The 16,514-nt window shown below is 40.1% G+C and carries 15 protein-coding genes and 1 pseudogene; 10 read left to right on the forward strand and 6 right to left on the reverse strand.

What is annotated here, in order from left to right; translation table 11 throughout:
- Positions 1 to 13: 13 nt before the first annotated feature.
- Together ADA55_RS03700 and ADA55_RS03705 are read right to left on the reverse strand one after the other, a co-directional pair.
- Positions 14 to 559, reverse strand: a complete 546-nt coding sequence (locus tag ADA55_RS03700) for a chromate transporter (protein WP_226990396.1) — start codon at positions 557 to 559, stop codon at positions 14 to 16.
- Between the two features lie 48 nt (positions 560 to 607).
- Positions 608 to 1,237 carry a chromate transporter gene (locus ADA55_RS03705; protein WP_226990397.1) on the reverse strand — a complete coding sequence of 210 codons (630 nt, stop codon included), beginning with the start codon at positions 1,235 to 1,237 and terminating at the stop codon, positions 608 to 610.
- A 245-nt stretch (positions 1,238 to 1,482) separates the two neighbouring features.
- On the opposite strand from ADA55_RS03705, the gene ADA55_RS03710 reads away from it, so the two are divergent.
- The 10 genes and pseudogenes from ADA55_RS03710 to ADA55_RS03750 all read left to right on the forward strand — a co-directional run bounded on the left by ADA55_RS03710 (position 1,483) and on the right by ADA55_RS03750 (position 13,635).
- Positions 1,483 to 2,361 (forward strand): LysR family transcriptional regulator, encoded by an 879-nt coding sequence (locus tag ADA55_RS03710; RefSeq protein ID WP_048679202.1) that lies wholly within the window; start codon positions 1,483 to 1,485, stop codon positions 2,359 to 2,361.
- A gap of 238 nt (positions 2,362 to 2,599) precedes the next feature.
- A pseudogene (locus ADA55_RS28175) lies at positions 2,600 to 2,911 on the forward strand (transposase); the annotation flags it as partial.
- Positions 2,912 to 3,125: 214 nt separating this feature from the next.
- Positions 3,126 to 3,611, forward strand: coding sequence for a DUF2975 domain-containing protein (locus ADA55_RS03715; protein ID WP_048679206.1), 486 nt, complete (start codon positions 3,126 to 3,128; stop codon positions 3,609 to 3,611).
- Between the two features lie 352 nt (positions 3,612 to 3,963).
- On the forward strand, positions 3,964 to 5,958 hold the full coding sequence (locus ADA55_RS03720) for an alkyl/aryl-sulfatase (protein WP_053087359.1): 1,995 nt from the start codon (positions 3,964 to 3,966) through the stop codon (positions 5,956 to 5,958).
- Between the two features lie 263 nt (positions 5,959 to 6,221).
- Positions 6,222 to 7,460 (forward strand): MFS transporter, encoded by a 1,239-nt coding sequence (locus tag ADA55_RS03725; protein WP_048679211.1) that lies wholly within the window; start codon positions 6,222 to 6,224, stop codon positions 7,458 to 7,460.
- Between the two features lie 117 nt (positions 7,461 to 7,577).
- On the forward strand, positions 7,578 to 8,483 hold the full coding sequence (locus ADA55_RS03730) for a LysR family transcriptional regulator (protein ID WP_048679214.1): 906 nt from the start codon (positions 7,578 to 7,580) through the stop codon (positions 8,481 to 8,483).
- 168 nt (positions 8,484 to 8,651) lie between these two features.
- Positions 8,652 to 9,824: an acyl-CoA dehydrogenase family protein gene (locus ADA55_RS03735; protein WP_048679217.1), complete on the forward strand. Its 1,173-nt coding sequence runs from the start codon at positions 8,652 to 8,654 to the stop codon at positions 9,822 to 9,824.
- A 27-nt stretch (positions 9,825 to 9,851) separates the two neighbouring features.
- Positions 9,852 to 11,426: a class I adenylate-forming enzyme family protein gene (locus tag ADA55_RS03740; protein WP_048679220.1), complete on the forward strand. Its 1,575-nt coding sequence runs from the start codon at positions 9,852 to 9,854 to the stop codon at positions 11,424 to 11,426.
- Positions 11,427 to 11,830: 404 nt separating this feature from the next.
- Complete coding sequence (locus ADA55_RS03745; RefSeq protein WP_034312526.1) at positions 11,831 to 13,258, forward strand: alanine/glycine:cation symporter family protein; 1,428 nt, start codon at positions 11,831 to 11,833, stop codon at positions 13,256 to 13,258.
- A gap of 164 nt (positions 13,259 to 13,422) precedes the next feature.
- Positions 13,423 to 13,635 (forward strand): YozQ family protein, encoded by a 213-nt coding sequence (locus tag ADA55_RS03750; protein ID WP_048679223.1) that lies wholly within the window; start codon positions 13,423 to 13,425, stop codon positions 13,633 to 13,635.
- A gap of 101 nt (positions 13,636 to 13,736) precedes the next feature.
- Here ADA55_RS03750 and ADA55_RS03755 read toward each other — a convergent pair whose 3' ends face one another.
- The 4 genes from ADA55_RS03755 to ADA55_RS03770 are packed head-to-tail and all read right to left on the reverse strand — an operon-like array spanning position 13,737 to position 16,420.
- Positions 13,737 to 14,582, reverse strand: a complete 846-nt coding sequence (locus ADA55_RS03755; RefSeq protein ID WP_048679226.1) for an energy-coupling factor ABC transporter ATP-binding protein — start codon at positions 14,580 to 14,582, stop codon at positions 13,737 to 13,739.
- An 18-nt stretch (positions 14,583 to 14,600) separates the two neighbouring features.
- On the reverse strand, positions 14,601 to 15,377 hold the full coding sequence (cbiQ, locus tag ADA55_RS03760) for a cobalt ECF transporter T component CbiQ (RefSeq protein ID WP_048679229.1): 777 nt from the start codon (positions 15,375 to 15,377) through the stop codon (positions 14,601 to 14,603).
- Entirely contained in the window at positions 15,364 to 15,675 is a 312-nt protein-coding gene (locus tag ADA55_RS03765) for an energy-coupling factor ABC transporter substrate-binding protein (RefSeq protein WP_048679232.1), read from the reverse strand. The genes cbiQ and ADA55_RS03765 overlap by 14 nt, the downstream gene beginning before the upstream one ends.
- Position 15,676: 1 nt before the next feature.
- Positions 15,677 to 16,420: an energy-coupling factor ABC transporter permease gene (locus tag ADA55_RS03770; protein ID WP_048679235.1), complete on the reverse strand. Its 744-nt coding sequence runs from the start codon at positions 16,418 to 16,420 to the stop codon at positions 15,677 to 15,679.
- Positions 16,421 to 16,514: the final 94 nt, after the last annotated feature.

Raw genomic sequence — 16,514 nt, forward strand, 5'->3', positions numbered from 1 at the left:
TGTGAGACAACTGTCATGAATAGAGGACAACACCAACTAAACCGGAAAGAATAATTACATAGGCTGGATGCCAGCGTAATTTCATTAGGGCAAATAACGATAAACCAAAAACGAGTAATAAGCTTATCGTATGCCATGAAAAGTTCACGGCTATCATATGATTGGAAAGTGCTAAACTGATCGCTGCAAAGATGATCAAACTAGTGACAATCGGTCTTAATCCATAAAACATGGATTGAACAACTGGATAATGATTCAATTTGCTGAAAAATGTGGCTATAACGGTTACGAATATAATGGCAGGAAGCAAGATTCCTAGAGCAGATGATATGGCTCCTGCTAACCCAGCAGTCGAATAGCCAACAAGAATGGCACTATTGGCGGTGACAGGTCCTGGGGACATTCCGGAAATGGCGATTATATCGGTGAATTCCTGCGTTGTCATCCATCCATGCTGTGAGACTTCCGATTCTATTACGGGAATCATGGCGTATCCGCCTCCGAAAGATACAAAGCCGATAATAAAGAAGGTGCTAAACAACTCCCACAATTCCATCATTCCATCACATGCTTTCTTAAAAATTAGTTAGACCCTATTTTGATTTACCTATATGCCAGCACCCATGAACGGTTCGAAATCATTTTCTTCTATTTTCCTATCCTTTTTGTCCATTTTGACATCGTAACCTAATTTTCTCTTAATGGAGATGGTCACAATACCCGCTAGAGCTCCTGCTAATATAACCATCACAGGGTGAAGAAAGAAGAGGACGGGAATTCCTACTATTAAAATACAGAAAGTTGATTTGTCTACAACTGCCGATTTTCCTATCTTGATAGCCGCATATGCAATGATGGCTACTATGGAAACTCTGATCGATATGAATGCAGATTCTACCTTCGGATTATCCTGAATGAAAAAATACACAATGCCCAGGAGCAGAACAATTAAAAAGGTAGGTAATGAAACACCGATCATGGCTGCCATTGCCCCCTTCATTCCGGCAATTCGATGGCCGATAAAGGTGGCGGAGTTAATGGCGACAGCTCCCGGTACGGACTGAGATAAAGCAAAAACATCCGTAACTTCTTCGCTTTTCATCCATTTTCTCTTTTCGACCACTTCATTTTCGATTAAAGGGATCATCGCAAACCCGCCTCCGAATGTGACAGGTGCTATTTTAAAAAAGGTCCAAAATAATTGGAATAGAGTTTTCCATTGTCCTTTCATTGACATCAGTCACTTCCTTTGCATGCTTTGTTTAATTCTTATCATTAACATATCAAAGAAAAAGGGCTGGGTAAATTGCAACAAAATCATCGGGTATAACAAAACGTTATACCCAGAAGATTCATCCGTTTTATAAAGAATGCCGCCAATAATTGAATAGCCTTAGAATGTATCTCACTATTTTCATTTCACCATTTACCTAATGATGCTATCATTTTAATAAACTATCTAAAAACATGGAGGTCGTTTTCTTGAAATTGGAAAATCTGAAAATGTTTTGTTTAGTGGTGGATGAAGGAAGTATAAGCCAGGCAGCGAGGTTAAGTTTCCTATCTCAGCCCGCTGTAACACGGCAGATCCATCAACTGGAAAATTATTATAACACTTTGTTATTCGACCGTGAGGAAGGAAGGCTGAGAGTTACAGAAGCAGGAAAGCTGTTATACCCTTTTGCTAAAGCCATAGTAAATGACTTCAACCATTCAAAAGAAGTGATTCAGCAATCGACGGGTAAATACCATGCAAATCTCATTGTAGGGGCTTCCTTGACTATCGGCGAGTATTTGTTGCCTAGCTTGCTTGGGAGATTCAAAAAACAACAGCCAGAAATAAAAGTGACATTGACGATAAAAAATACGCCCCGGGTTTTGGAGGATCTTTCAAACGATGTCATTGATTTGGCCTTGGTGGAAGGACTTGTGGAAAACACAGATTTTATTGTAGACAAGTTCGCCGAAGACGAATTGATATTGGTATGTCCATCCGACCACCCATGGAAAGAAAGAAAAGAAATTCAGCTAGAGGAATTGGGAAATGAAAGGATGATTTGGCGTGAATCCATTTCCGGAACACGGCTTATCGTTGAAAATATGCTAAGGGAGCATGGGATTTTAGAAAAAATTGAAAGCTACATGGAGATTGGCAGCACACAAGCGATAAAAAGTGCGGTTGAAGCTGGACTTGGAATCAGCATTTTGCCAAGGTTGACAGTGGCCAGAGAATTGGAGCAAGGCTTTTTACGGGAAGTGGATATATACAGAATAAATATGGCAAGAAATTTATGGCTAGTCAGGAAAAACAAGCGTTTTAATAAAATAGGAGTGTCTAAATTTGTTGATTTTCTTCAATAAGGATGGGACGCTGCCTTTGTTCACACTTATAATTGGCAGCATTTTCAGTTTCGTGGTTAACGGCGTAGCCCCGGCAGCAAGCAAAAGTCATGGTAAAATGAATATACCGCATTGATTATAAAAGCTCTTGTCTATCGGGAGGGGCATTTTGAATTTGGTTGTTAAGCCTTCGGTTAGACAAACAAAGGGATTAATGGGCATAATAAAAGATATAATGATGGTTCGGAGATGATATAGCGTGGAGTTAAAGGAAATAAAGAAGCTCGCCGAAGCATTAAATGAAAGCGGTAAACAGCAACTTGTATAATTCTTGCAGTCTCGAACGAAACCGATGTCGGCTCCTATTCGTGCAATTGATGAAATCCAGGTACAAAATCATAAAGCTAGTCTTGTCTGCCCACATTGCGACAGCCATTTTGTTGTGCGATTTGGTAAATACGTTATCAAAACAGGAGAGGTGAAAATACAGCAGTGTTACCGCTGTAAAGCCTGCCATCAAACCTTCAACGACCTCACAAACACACCTCTTCAATGCACCAGAAGACCACATAAATCTAAACGGGCAGTTTTGTTGAACAAGTTGTAAATTTAACATTTTAAAGTAAGAGCATTTCTTTGTAATGAGAAGTGCTTTTTATTTTTGTCAAAATTAAAAAGATATTTCAATAACAATAATAATATAAATAAAAACAATATAAATTTACTGTAATACAATAAATAATATGCTAAAATCATGTTGTCATTAAATAAGTGAGGTGTTTTGAATGAATGTTAAACGAGGTTCAACGACTTTCTTAAAGGTAATTATTTTTCTGGCTGGAATTGCAGTGCTTGCTTTGTGTATCTGGTTGCCTGAGATAGCCGTTAGAGATGCAAGGGTACATCCAGATACGGCTTACTTCCTAATCCCCTTTTTAGTATGTGCATACGGATTCTGTATTGCGTTTTCTGTTGCGTTGTATCAAGCATATAAACTATTAACCTACATCGAAAAGAACAATGCTTTCTCTGAATTATCCCTTAAATCTTTGAAGATTATAAAGAAATGTACTTTTACAGTCATTTTCCTCATTTTGTTAGGAATAGTAAGCTTAAGGGTGCTTGCTAAAGTCACGGGTAGTGATGATGCAGCGGGTCCTACATCATTATGTCTAATGGGTATTTTAGCAACAAGTATCATCGCAGCCGTTGTGGACGCACTTCAAAAGCCATTAAAAAATGCCCCAGATATAATGTCAAAAAATAAATGATTAACGGATATGTAAGACTTTGGATTGTCAGCCAGGTGATTTTTGGAGAACAAAAGCGACGCAGACACTCAATAAAACAGACACAACTAATCTATTTAACTACGGGGACGATAGCTCAATGAACCGCCTTTTCACCAAGGCGGTTTTCTAATGGTCAAATATCAACATTAGAATTTAACATAGCCTTTATATAAATAAAATTGAAGTTACCATTAAAAATAGGAAATATACTTAAAGTCAAATTAATTATAAAATAAATTCATATTATTCTAAAAAATTTCTAAAAGATGAGAAAGTTTCTGCTGCAAAATTCGGAATAGATACATGATATCTACTTAGAAAGGGGTATGAAATGTCCAAAATATCTTTTATAAAAGGAATTGTAACCGTTCCCATTGTTTTTGTTTTACTGGCAGGTTCTTCTTCTGTTACAAATGCTGCTTCAGATAAGCCAATGCCGGCAACAGATGCAACAATCTCAGCAAATAAGGCTGTTTATGAACAGTTGAATTTTACAGACAAGGAAGATTTCAAGAATGCACATAAAGGATTCATTGCGCCTTTGAATATGAATCCCATTAAAAATTCAAAAGGTGACGTGGTATGGGATAGTAATCGATATTCATTCATCAAAGAAGATCAGCCGGCAAGCTTTACTGTAAACCCAAGCTTGTGGAGACAGGCTCAGTTACAAAATATAACAGGCTTGTTTAAAGTGGTGGATGGCGTTTATCAAGTTCGGGGCCAGGATTTATCAGTGCTTACCATTGTGGAAGGAAAAACAGGATTAATAGTTTTGGATACACTTTCTACTATTGAAACAGCCAAAGCAGCCATGGAGCTTTATTTTGAACATCGGCCTAAATCCCCAGTAAGTGCAATTGTCATTAGTCACAGTCATGCGGATCACTTTGGTGGTATAAAAGGCATTGCTCAATATGCTGTAAATCCAGCTAAGGTACCGGTTATTGTCCCAGCAGGTTTTAACGAAGAAGCGCTAAGTGAAAACATTCTTTTAGGCAATATAATGTCTCGCCGTGCAGGTTATATGTTTGGAAATCTCTTACCCGCAAATGAAAGGGGATTTGTTACTTCTGGTATTGGCCCTGGATTAAGTAACGGAACTTTTAGCTATTTACCTCCAACAATGGAAGTGAAGGATGATATTCAAACGATGGAAATAGACGGAATAACATTTAAATTTTTATTGACGCCGGATTCGGAAGCTCCATCTGAAATGCATTATTATATCAATGATTACAAAACTTTAGTGGTAGCGGAAAACACCGGGCACACGTTACACAATATTTATACATTAAGGGGAGCTAAAACCAGAGATACCTTAAAATGGGTGAAAGCACTTGATGAAACAGTTGATCTGTTTGGAAACGAGGATATAGATGCTATGGTTACGGCCCATACATGGCCCATATGGGGAAGGGACAATGTTTTGGAGCAGTTGGAGAGTCAGCGTGATTTGTACAAATATATTCATGACCAAACCATACGATTAGCTAATTTAGGTCTCACACCTGACGAAATCGCGGAAAAGTTAAAGCTTCCTGAAAAGTTGGATAAAGTCTGGGCCAATCGGGGGTATTACGGAACATTGAAACATAACGTAAAGGCGGTTTACAACTTTTACTTAGGATATTTCAACGGTAATCCATCCGACTTGGATCCATTACCACAAGAGGAATCGGGCGCTAAATATGTACAATATATGGGTGGAGAAAAGAAGGTCATTAAACAGGCAAAACTTGATTATAAAAAAGGGGAATATCGCTGGGTGGCTCAAGTCTTAAAGCATGTAGTCATGGCTAACCCCAAAAATACAGAAGCAAAAAATTTACTGGCTCAAGCTTATGAGCAATTAGGATACACAGCAGAATCTTCTGTGTGGCGTAATTTCTATCTTACCGGCGCAGATGAGTTAAGGAACGGCGTGGCGGACTCGAAGGGAAGTGGTGGAATGATGAATCTCGATACGCTGCTCAATATGCCAATGGATGATTTCCTGAAATTCTTGTCCATTAAATTAAACGGAATAAAAGCGGAAAATAAAAATATGGCATTCCATTTAACAACTACTGATTCGAAAACCAATTACACGATCGATCTGAATAATTCTGTTTTGAACTTCAAAAAAGGGAAAATGGCGTCCACCCCTGATGCAACATTAACATTAGATAAAATGACATTCTATCAGATTGCTCTGGGACGTGAAGATTTATCCAAAATGGAAGCAGCCGGCAAAGTTGTGATTTCCGGTGATAAAAAACAGTTTGAAGACTTCCTGACTTTGCTGGATCAATTCCAACCAAAGGTTAATATCGTAACTCCATGATAATCAACCACTTCATATTCTGAAACCAGGATGGATCGGTTACCCACGAGTCTACTTAGCAGTCTCGTGGGTTTGAATGTATTAATTATTCCTGTAGGCATCCTGTTTCGTTTTTATTTTTTATAAAACGCTCCTAATAGTTACAGAACAAAAGTCAATAACCGTAAAAAGAAAATTTCAAGTTTTGTAATTCGAAAGGAATTATAAGCGCTTCCTATGCGATTGAGGTTTTGTGAAAATATGAAAAAATGGGGTGATGGGGAATGCAGTTATATGCAAGTAATAAACGAAAAATAATGATTAGCGGCCTTTTATTTGTTGGAATGATTTTAAGTTTTTTTGATCGCGTTGCCATAAATGTAGGGATTATTCCTATTGCAGAAGAGTTTCATCTCACTACGTCCCAGACAGGTATTTTAATTAGTATATTTTTTGTTAGCTACTCACTCATGCAACCGCTTGGTGGATGGATGACCGATAAGTATGGCGCCAGGGTCATGGTTACTGTTTCTTTGTTTAGTTGGTCCTTGTTCACTGTAATGACTGGGTTTGCTTGGTCATTTATGTCTTTATTATTCATCCGTTTTCTGTTCGGGTTAGGTGAAGGGCCTTTCTATCCTGCCAGTATGTCCACTATAAGAGATAACTTCCCGGAAGAAGAACGGGGCCGGGCAAATTCGTTTTTCCTGTCTGCCCAAAATATTGGCGGGATATTAGGTACTGCACTTGCTGCTTCAATGGTGGTGGCATTCGGTTGGCGGGGCATGTTTACCATTGCCGGAATTCTAGGGATATTGGCTTCTTTCGGAATTTGGTTCATTCTCAAGCCTCAAGGAAATCAAGAGGTTAAAAAAGACAAACCGAAACAAAAAAAGGTTGCTCTGAAACTGTTATTTAAAATCGAAAATATTTGGAAACTCATAACATTCAAGTTTATATCAAATATTATCAACTATGGTTTGATCACTTGGATGCCTATATATTTGGTTAAAGAAAAAGGAGTGGATTTAATAGCCGCCGGAGGTTTATTGGCAATCCCTTATATTTTTGGTTTCTTGATGTTTAATGTAAGCGGGTGGCTTCTGGATAAACATATGGCTAACCGGGAGAAGTATCTTGCCGCTGCAGGCGCTTTATTATCGGCAATTTTTCTCTTTTTAATGTCTAACGCCACGTCTATAGGACTTATCATCACGTATCTCACCCTCAACTCCGTAGCACTGTCTTTCTTTGGAACCGTTCTATATACGATCATCATAAAATACTCACCAAAGGAACTAACGGGCTCTGCCTCCGGACTCGTAACTTTCGCCGGTCAAATTGCAGGTGCGGTTTCTCCTTTAGCCCTCGGTTTGATTATCAGTCTGTTTAATGACTCCTATAATGCCGCTTTCCTGTTTTTGGTGATAATAGCGTTATTGGGAACGATTGTTGCCGTATCCATTAAAAATAATCAGGCACAACCCGCTAAAGAATACGAAAAAACATCTACCATTGTTTAAAACTGGATTCTGCTTTTGAGAATACAGCTTGAGGTGTTCTGATTCCACTTCTCTAAAATTGAAAGGGCTTTCTGTTCGAGGTATGATAGTAGTAATAGGCTAGAAGGAGAATAAACCATGAATATTGAACAATTGGAATATATCATCAAGGTAGCCGAGGTTAACTCGATTTCCACGGCATCAGAAAGCCTCCATATCTCTCAATCTGGAATCAGTATGGCCATTACGAGTTTGGAGAAGGAATTAGGTATAAAAATCTTCAAGCGGTCAAGGTTAGGAACCATACCTACAGAAGACGGAAAGGAAATCATCCAGAAAGCTCTTGAAGTATTAAGCAAATTGGAAGAAATAAGAGACAGTGCCCAAATACATTCAGATACGATGGAAAAAGAGTTGCGCCTTTCATCAACACAAGGTTTATTTCTAACGGTTTTGCCTAAATCCTTGGCCTTATTTAAGAAGAAGTATCCCGAGGTGAAAATTGTCATTGAAGAAAAAGGGGGGCAAGAGATAACCGAAGAAGTACGGAATGGTAAGATAGACATCGGGCTATTGAATATCCCAAAGGTTAAACCAAAAGAAATTGAGTTGGAATTCCAACCTTTGATGGAAGCAAAAGTGATTGTGATGGTCAGTAAGAACTCCCCTTTAGTGAACCGTAAAAGCATAACCCCACAAGAGCTGATGGACCAAAATTTGGTCATTTACAATGGACCAAGAATGAAGTCGTTCATTAAAGGTTTTTTTGATCATTACGGTGAGATGAATATTTTGTTTTTCACAAATAATACAGAAATCATCAAAAAAACCGTCGCTGAGGGATTAGCGATTGCCTTTTCTTATGATATCGGAGTTAACAGCGACCCCTATTTCCTAAGCGGGGAACTTGTGGCCATTCCTTTGGTGGAGCTGGAAAATAATACAATGGAATTCGGTTACGTTCGCTCTAAGAAGCAGTATTTTTCAAAAGCTGCCAGGGAGTTTATTAAATGTCTCGAATTTTACACCACTCTTAAATATTAGTTTCCTATGATGATAGGGAACTAATATTTTTTTGTTTACATCATTTTTTTTTATATTTACATCATATATCCTTATTTTACTTAAATATTATTTACATTTAAAATTAATTTTATAACATTTCAAATATTTAAAAAGTAAGATGAAAATAAAAAGCGAAAGGGGAAACTTATGGTTACGACCCAGGAAGAGAAATTAGAGGTACTTCAAACAAAGTTGCAGGATTTCATCCAAAATGAACTGCTTCCATATGAACAGGAGAATGGCTTGAATGCTGAAGAGGATATTCCGATGGAAGCCATAAAATGGGCAAGGAAACGATCCAGGGAATTGGGCTTTTACGGAATTAACCTCCCTGAAAAATATGGCGGACAAGATGTAAGCTTAAAAGGATTATGCATGTTCAAGGAAGAATTGGCACGTTCCGGTGCGGTTTTATGGGGGCAGGTTATAGGGGAAATTGGCGGGCCGCTAAGAATTGGTCAGATGTTGGAAAGTTTTACACCGGAGCAAATAGAAAAATATGTGATGCCCGTTGTGACGGGAGAAGTGAGTTGCTGCTTTGCCCTTACAGAACCAAATGCCGGATCGGATGCCTTCGCTATCGAAACAACAGCCGTTAAAGACGGCAATGATTATATATTAAACGGAAAAAAACATTTTATCAGTGCTGCACCCTATGCTGATTTCGCCATTGTCATAGCGAAAGAAATCCGGAAAGGAGAAAAAGAAAGGATCACTGCTTTCCTAGTTGATAAAAAAACACCCCAACAGCCGGGGTTTGAACTAGGAGACATCCAAGTTCCCCTATCAGGAGAGCGCATACATGCTGAATTGAATTTCAATCAATGTCGAGTGCCTGCCGCCAATATAATCGGTGAACCAGGAAAAGGATTGCTGCTCGGATTAAAAAGAATAAACACAAATCGCGCTTCCCATGCCGCCGGCTTCATCGGAATGGCTCAACACCTACTCGATTTATCTATTGAACATGCCAAAACGCGAGTCCAGTATGGCCGGCCCATCGGTGACTTCCAGGCAATTCAGCATATGCTAGCAGATATGGCGACGGAAATCTATGCAGCAAAATGCATGGTCTATGATGTGGTTGATAAAATTGATCAGGGAAAAGAGGATCGGGCCGGTACGTCCATGGCCAAGCTGTTTGCTTCAGAGGTAAATAGCCGTGTTGCTGACAAGGCCATCCAAATCTTTGGCTCCAAAGGCTTGGCAAAAGGGCATCCAGTAGAAAAAATGTACAGGAGTGCACGGATGTATCGGATTCTGAGCGGAACCTCAGAGATTCAAAAAAATACAATTGCCAAAGCACTATTAAAAGGGTGAAAACTTTTTCGGGGGAGGAAAAAATTCATGCTGCATAAGTTGACATTTCAGTCACTGATGAATAAAGGAATGAAACGATTCGGTGACCTGCCGGCTATTACCTTGTTGCCAAACGGAGAAACGATAACCTACGACGAGTTATGGAAGAAAACAGAACTTATCACTTCTTATTTACTGCGTTTAGGTGCAGGAAGGGGCGTCCGCATAGCGACCATCATTCCAAACAGTTTGGAAAGTGTGATGTTTGGTTTGGCCGTCCAGCAATGCGGGGCTACCTTGGTGCCATTAAGTGAAAAACTGGGGAAACGAGAAATACAATTCATTTTAAAGGAAGCAAAACCAGAAGTGGTCATAATTGCTACACAGACACACTTTGACACCTTCTTAGAGTATTTGGAAGAAATGAAGAAGGAGGATGTCCATGTCATTGGGCTCCCTGGCTTTAATAGTAATTATCCGGAGGAGTTTGAACTGTTTAAATGGCCTGGTGAAAAAAATAATGTAGACTTGCCAATAGCTGAAGAAGATGACATTGCCCTTCTGTCCTATACAGGAGGGACGACGGGTACACCCAAAGGCGTCATGCATTCCCAGAAAGGACTCGGCGCCGCGATACTTTCTGCAGCTATCGAAGACCCGCTGGACGACCGTGACCGGGTATTGCTAAGTACGCCCATTGTGCATTCAGCCGGTTCACTACTTTGGAGATCCCTTGTTTCGGGCGTCCATGTTTATGTGATGGGCTCATTCGACGCTGCAGCATTCATACAGGCGATAAAGGAACACAAAATTACGACGACATTCATGGTACCGACCATGTTATACAGGCTACTTGATCAGACCAAGAAGATGGAATATGATATGAGCTCCATGCGCAATATCTTCTACGGTGCGTCACCTATTTCACAGAAGCGCCTAAAAGAAGCTTTTGAAGTATTCGGGCCTATCATGCGCCAGCAATACGGCATGACAGAATGTAATATTGTCATTTCAAGACTATCGAAGAGCGCTCATGTATGGGCTTATCATAATAATCCGGAAGTTTTGAAAAGCTGTGGAAAACCGTGCATCCTTACCGAAGTTCGACTGATTGATGAGAATGGAAATGATGTAAAACCAACCGAGTTTGGAGAAATCATCGTAAAGTCACCAGCCATGATGGTTGGATATTATCAAAGACCGGATCTTACCCGTGAATACATCCGTGATGGCTGGCTCTACACGGGGGATATTGGTAAATGGGATGAAAGCGGTTACCTTTATATTGTAGACAGGAAGAAAGATATGATCATTACAGGCGGGATGAACGTATATTCTTCAGAAGTGGAGCGAGTGGTGAACCAGCACCCTTCTGTTGCATTGAGCGCATGCATTGGCGTTCCCCATCCAGATTGGGGAGAAGTAGTGTGTGTCGTGATAGCATTGCATGAAGGATTGAGCTGTACTAGTGAGGAATTAATGGATTTCTGCAAACAAAGGACCTCTAAGTATATGGTTCCTAAAATTGCCTATTTTCTTGATAAGTTCCCATTAACGCCTATTGGAAAAATAGATAAAAAAGAATTAAGAAAGATGTTTTCACAAGGTATTCTAACCATTTAGCAAAATTGAGACTTATAGCAAATATAAGATAGAGCAGAGGAATGCAAATAAGCCTCGCACGTTTACCTGGAATCAGGACGTGTGAGGCTTTTATGTGCTATATCCAAGATGTGTTTGGAATATGAGTATAATTAACGTTGAAGTGTTAAATGAAGTGAGGAAGTATGATTATTATCTATAGGAAATGATACTGATATATTTTATTTTTCGATTGATTCCACCAATTCATGAATGAAAAAAATGGAGTGTTAGGATATAATATATTATTGTATTGAAGATTCATTGTGGAATTTCCTTTTTTTTACGGGCTTCTTTTGTTTATCTTCTCGATGCACGGGGAAATAAATTATAGTTGTATATGTTTTTATAATAATAATCAGAGTTAAGTAGAGGGGTTTGTTTTAATGGAATTCTTAGAAAAATTTATTAGTGAGGCTAATGGTGTGTTATGGTCTTCCATATTGATCATCATGTTGGTTGGATTGGGTCTTTATTTTAGCATCCGCACGAAGTTTGTCCAATTCAGAATGGTAGGGGAAATGTTCAGGCTTTTGGGAGAAGGGGCCACTGCGGATAAAAAAGGTGTAACATCCTTTCAGGCATTTTGCATAAGCACGGCATCGCGGGTAGGAACGGGTAACCTTGCGGGTGTTGCCATCGCGATCACGACGGGCGGACCTGGAGCCGTTTTCTGGATGTGGTTAATAGCATTGATCGGATCTGCTTCCGCATTCATTGAAAGTACACTTGCTCAAATCTATAAAGTCAAGGATGGGGATGCATTCCGCGGCGGTCCTGCTTATTATATGGAAAAGGCATTGAATGCCCGTTGGATGGGAATCACTTTCGCTGTGTTGATTTCGCTTACATTTGGATTGGCTTTCAACTCGGTACAAGCCAATACGATTACAAGCGCATTCAATGAATCGTTTGGGATTGAAAAGTGGGTTACGGCAATAATCTTGGCTATGGTCACGGCTGTCATCATTTTTGGCGGGATCAAAATGGTTGCAAAAGTCTCTGAAGTCATCGTTCCGATCATGGCAGGAGCCTATGTAATAGTGGCGTTGATTATCATCATCATGAACATTACCGAGTTACCTGGTGTTTTTGCTTTGATCTTTGAAAGTGCATTCGATGGAATAAAAGAAGTGGCTGGCGGAGTACTGGGAGCTGCCATGATGCAGGGAATCAAGCGCGGCCTATTTTCAAATGAAGCCGGGATGGGTAGTGCACCAAATGCTGGTGCAACGGCTGATGTCAGTCATCCCGTCAAACAAGGGCTCATTCAGTCTCTAGGTGTTTTTGTCGATACGCTCATCATTTGCAGCTCGACAGCCTTCATCATTTTGTTTTCCGGTCTTTATACATCGAAGGAAACGGACGGTATCGTCCTTACCCAAAATGCCCTCGGAACGGCATTGGGATCTTGGGCAGGAATTTTCCTTGCCATTATCGTACTTTTATTCGCCTTTAGCTCCATTGTGGGCAACTATTATTATGGAGAGTCGAACATCGGCTTCATCAATGAAAATAAGGTTTGGCTGAATGTCTATCGTGTCGCAGTCGTAGGGATGGTGATATTCGGTTCGCTTGCCTCACTGGATTTTGTTTGGGGACTGGCTGACTTGCTTATGGCCCTTATGGCCATTATCAACCTGATTGCCATAGCATTGCTAGGGAAAATTGCTTTTGCTGCACTGGCGGATTATCAAAAGCAAAAGAAAAGTGGGAAAAATCCAGTTTTCCATGTGAACAATATTAAAGGTTTGAAGAATGTGGAATGTTGGGGTGACCCATCCGATAATGTGGATGTGAAGAAGGAAGCCTAAATTCTCATTAAGCTTACAAGTAAGTCCTTGAAAGGGGTTTTTACTTGTAAGCTTTTTGTCTTTTTCCTCCTTTTTTCATCATTATTGAATATTGCTTCGTTTTTTACACAAAATACCTTTGTCTATAATACTGCAATGATAATTTAAAAACTAGGAGTGAAAAAATGGATAGCAAGCAATCAAAAAATGAATCTTCAGAAGTTGCCGGGAGAATATATGATGTCAGCGATTATAAACGGGAAGATCCTTTATCTTCTGGACTGGCTCGAACCCACGAACAAGTCTCGGATACTTATGCGGAAGGCGAGATAAAGGCAGTCATTGATGATGTAAATGGAAGAGATATTGAGATTACAAAAGAAAAGGAAGAAAAGTAATACTGGGATTTTTGTTTTAGGAAGGATTATCGCCCGCTATTTTTAAGATATATCGGTTAGATCCCCTAGCTTCAGGAAAGCCGAAGCTAGGGGATAATTAATTAATAAATCTTTTCTGTCTCCAAATTTTGAAGCAATTCTTCCTTCGTTCTTGGGAAAAGGTCCCTTTCTGCAAGATTCCTTGATTGAAGAAGGGCTTGAAACATTTCAAAAACCCACGGTTTCTCCAGATGTGCCTGCAGCAAAACGTCTTCATCATGGAAAACGGAAACAGGGTCCCCTTGATATATGACCTTACCATCGTTCATGACCACGACCTCATCAGCCCATTGGTAAGCTAAATTAACATCATGAGTTGAGAGGATTATCGTTTTGTCAGGGTGGTGAATACTGTCCAGCAGATTCATGATCTGTCTTGAGAAATAAGGATCCAATCCAGCGGTAGGCTCGTCCAGGAGCCAGACATCGGGTTCCATGGCAAGTACCCCTGCGATGGCGACCCGTTTTTTTTGCCCAAGGCTCAAAAAATGGGTAGGTCTATCTTTTAGTTCGGTTACTTCCGTTTCAGCCATTGCCCAATTTACTTTCTCCTGGACTGCAATTCTATCCCATCCTAAATTCATTGGTCCAAACGATATATCCTGTTGTACATTAGCGGAAAAGAGCTGAGAGTCGGGATCTTGAAAAACGATACCGACTTGCTTTCGTAATGATAATAATGCTTTCCGGTCATATTTCATTTTCTTGCCCTTAAATCTGATCTTTCCTTCAGTAGGTTGTAATAGACCATTTAAATGGAGAAATAAAGTCGATTTGCCAGCACCATTATTGCCTAATAATGCAATTTTTTTACCTTGTTGGATCGTTAGCGAAAGTCCTTTTAAAGCGAAGGTTCCATCTGCGAATTGATGGGTGAGGCCTTCTATATGAAAAATATGCTCGTCCATTGTTGGGTTGCCTCCAATTTACAAATATCCATTAATAAGGATTAAGCTTCCTAGTATGACAATCGCGATCAGCCAATTGCGTGAGGAATAGGTGTAAGTATCCTCGATATAGGAAAGGTTCTCCTGATAGCCTCTTGCGTTCATGGCCATCGTCAACTGTCCAGAGCGCTGCAATACTCCTAAAAATAATGATGAAATTAGTAATCCGAGAGATCGAATGCCTTTCCTAAACGAACCATACCCCAGCCGTGAAGCTTGTGATTGGTGAATGGCCAATGCCGTATCTAAAAAAATAAAGATGAATCGATAGGTCAATTCTATTAAATCGACCAATAACGAAGGCACTTTAAGTTTTCTCAGCACGGATAGGATGACGGTAATGGGTGTAGTTAAGGTAAGGAAATATAAACAGCTGATGCTGCAGAATACGACAGTGACCAAATTGGCCACCGTACCAAAGCTGTCATCGCTGATGAATATTTGCCAATTCCCGATCTTCCAGGACCACCATATATTCGAAATCGAAGTGGATTTACCAGTGAAAGAAAAAAGGATGGTAATGGTTCCCGATAGTATAAAAAATCCTGGTAATAGAAGTAATTTAAGATAATAAGAAAGCGGGATTTTTGCCGCAAAAATGATTAAAGCGCTCATCACCGTAAAAGTGATGAGCGAAACGGCCATATCCCTTACCGTTAACGAAAAAAGCAAAAGGGAGAGTGCAAAAACCATCTTTTCCAACGGATGTACATCCTTTAGCCCATTGAAATAGGCATATTTATCAATGAGTAACATGCTTCGATTTTTTGGGAATTTCTTGTTTGGTTTGCTTATTCCTTTGTCTCATCACGCCAATGAAGTATCCAATGAAACCGGCTCCGATTGCAGCTTGCAGCGCAAATAATAAGCTTTCGGTTTCTGCACCTGGCGGCTCCCAAATACTGTTGAACCATGGCTTGTATTCCGGATGGATCTTAGTGATGGCTTCCTCAGCTTCGCCATCGGCACCGCCAAATTCCGTTCCTTGTTGGGTGATCAACGGTATGGTAGCAAGAATGACGACCAGGAAAAGCAGCAGTAAACTTTTTTTCATATTAACGGGCCTCCTTAGATAAAACTCGCAGCAATTTCAATTCGCCTAGATTGTATTTTTTCAAGAAATTCATCACGACGACTGTCAATAACCCCTCACTGATCGCTAAGGGAATTTGGGTCAGGGCAAAAATCCCTGCAAATTTACTGAAAGAGGCCATGAATCCTCCAACCTCGGAAGGGAAAGCAAGGGCAAGTTGAACGGAAGTTACTACATAGGTGCCCAAATCCCCAAAAGCAGCTGCCAAGAATACGGCAAGTGAAAAAGACCACCCCAATTTAGTTGCGCCCTTGAAGACAAAGTAAGCAATGAACGGTCCGCAAACGGCCATGGAGAATGCATTGGCCCCTAATGTCGTCAATCCTCCGTGTGCCAGTAAAACAGCTTGAAATAACAGAACGATGGAGCCGACGACACTCATGGCCAATGGTCCGAATAGTATGGAACCTAAACCAACTCCGGTAGGGTGCGAAGAACTTCCCGTAACGGAAGGAATCTTTAGGGCCGATAATATAAATACAAATGCGCCCGATAGGCCTAGTATCATTTTTGTTTCTGGGTTTTCCCTTACTTTGGACCTAATGGACCGGTACCCCAAGATTAAAAATGGAAGCGACACGGCCCACCAGAATATAGCCCATTCTATGGGTAAAAAGCCCTCCATGATATGCATGGCCAATGCCCGTTTCGGGACAAAAAGCAGTAAAATGACAAAATAAATAATTTTCCAATTGGTTCTTTTCATTCTTTCTCCTTTCAACACTTTTAATTGTTCTGATCAATCTTGAGAAGAAAAGCGGCGCCCAAACTAAAAAGCACTTCTCTCAAAGGAAAGAAGT

Origin of the sequence: Bacillus sp. 220_BSPC (genome assembly GCF_001054655.1) — a bacterium.
Classification (GTDB): domain Bacteria; phylum Bacillota; class Bacilli; order Bacillales; family DSM-1321; genus Peribacillus; species Peribacillus frigoritolerans.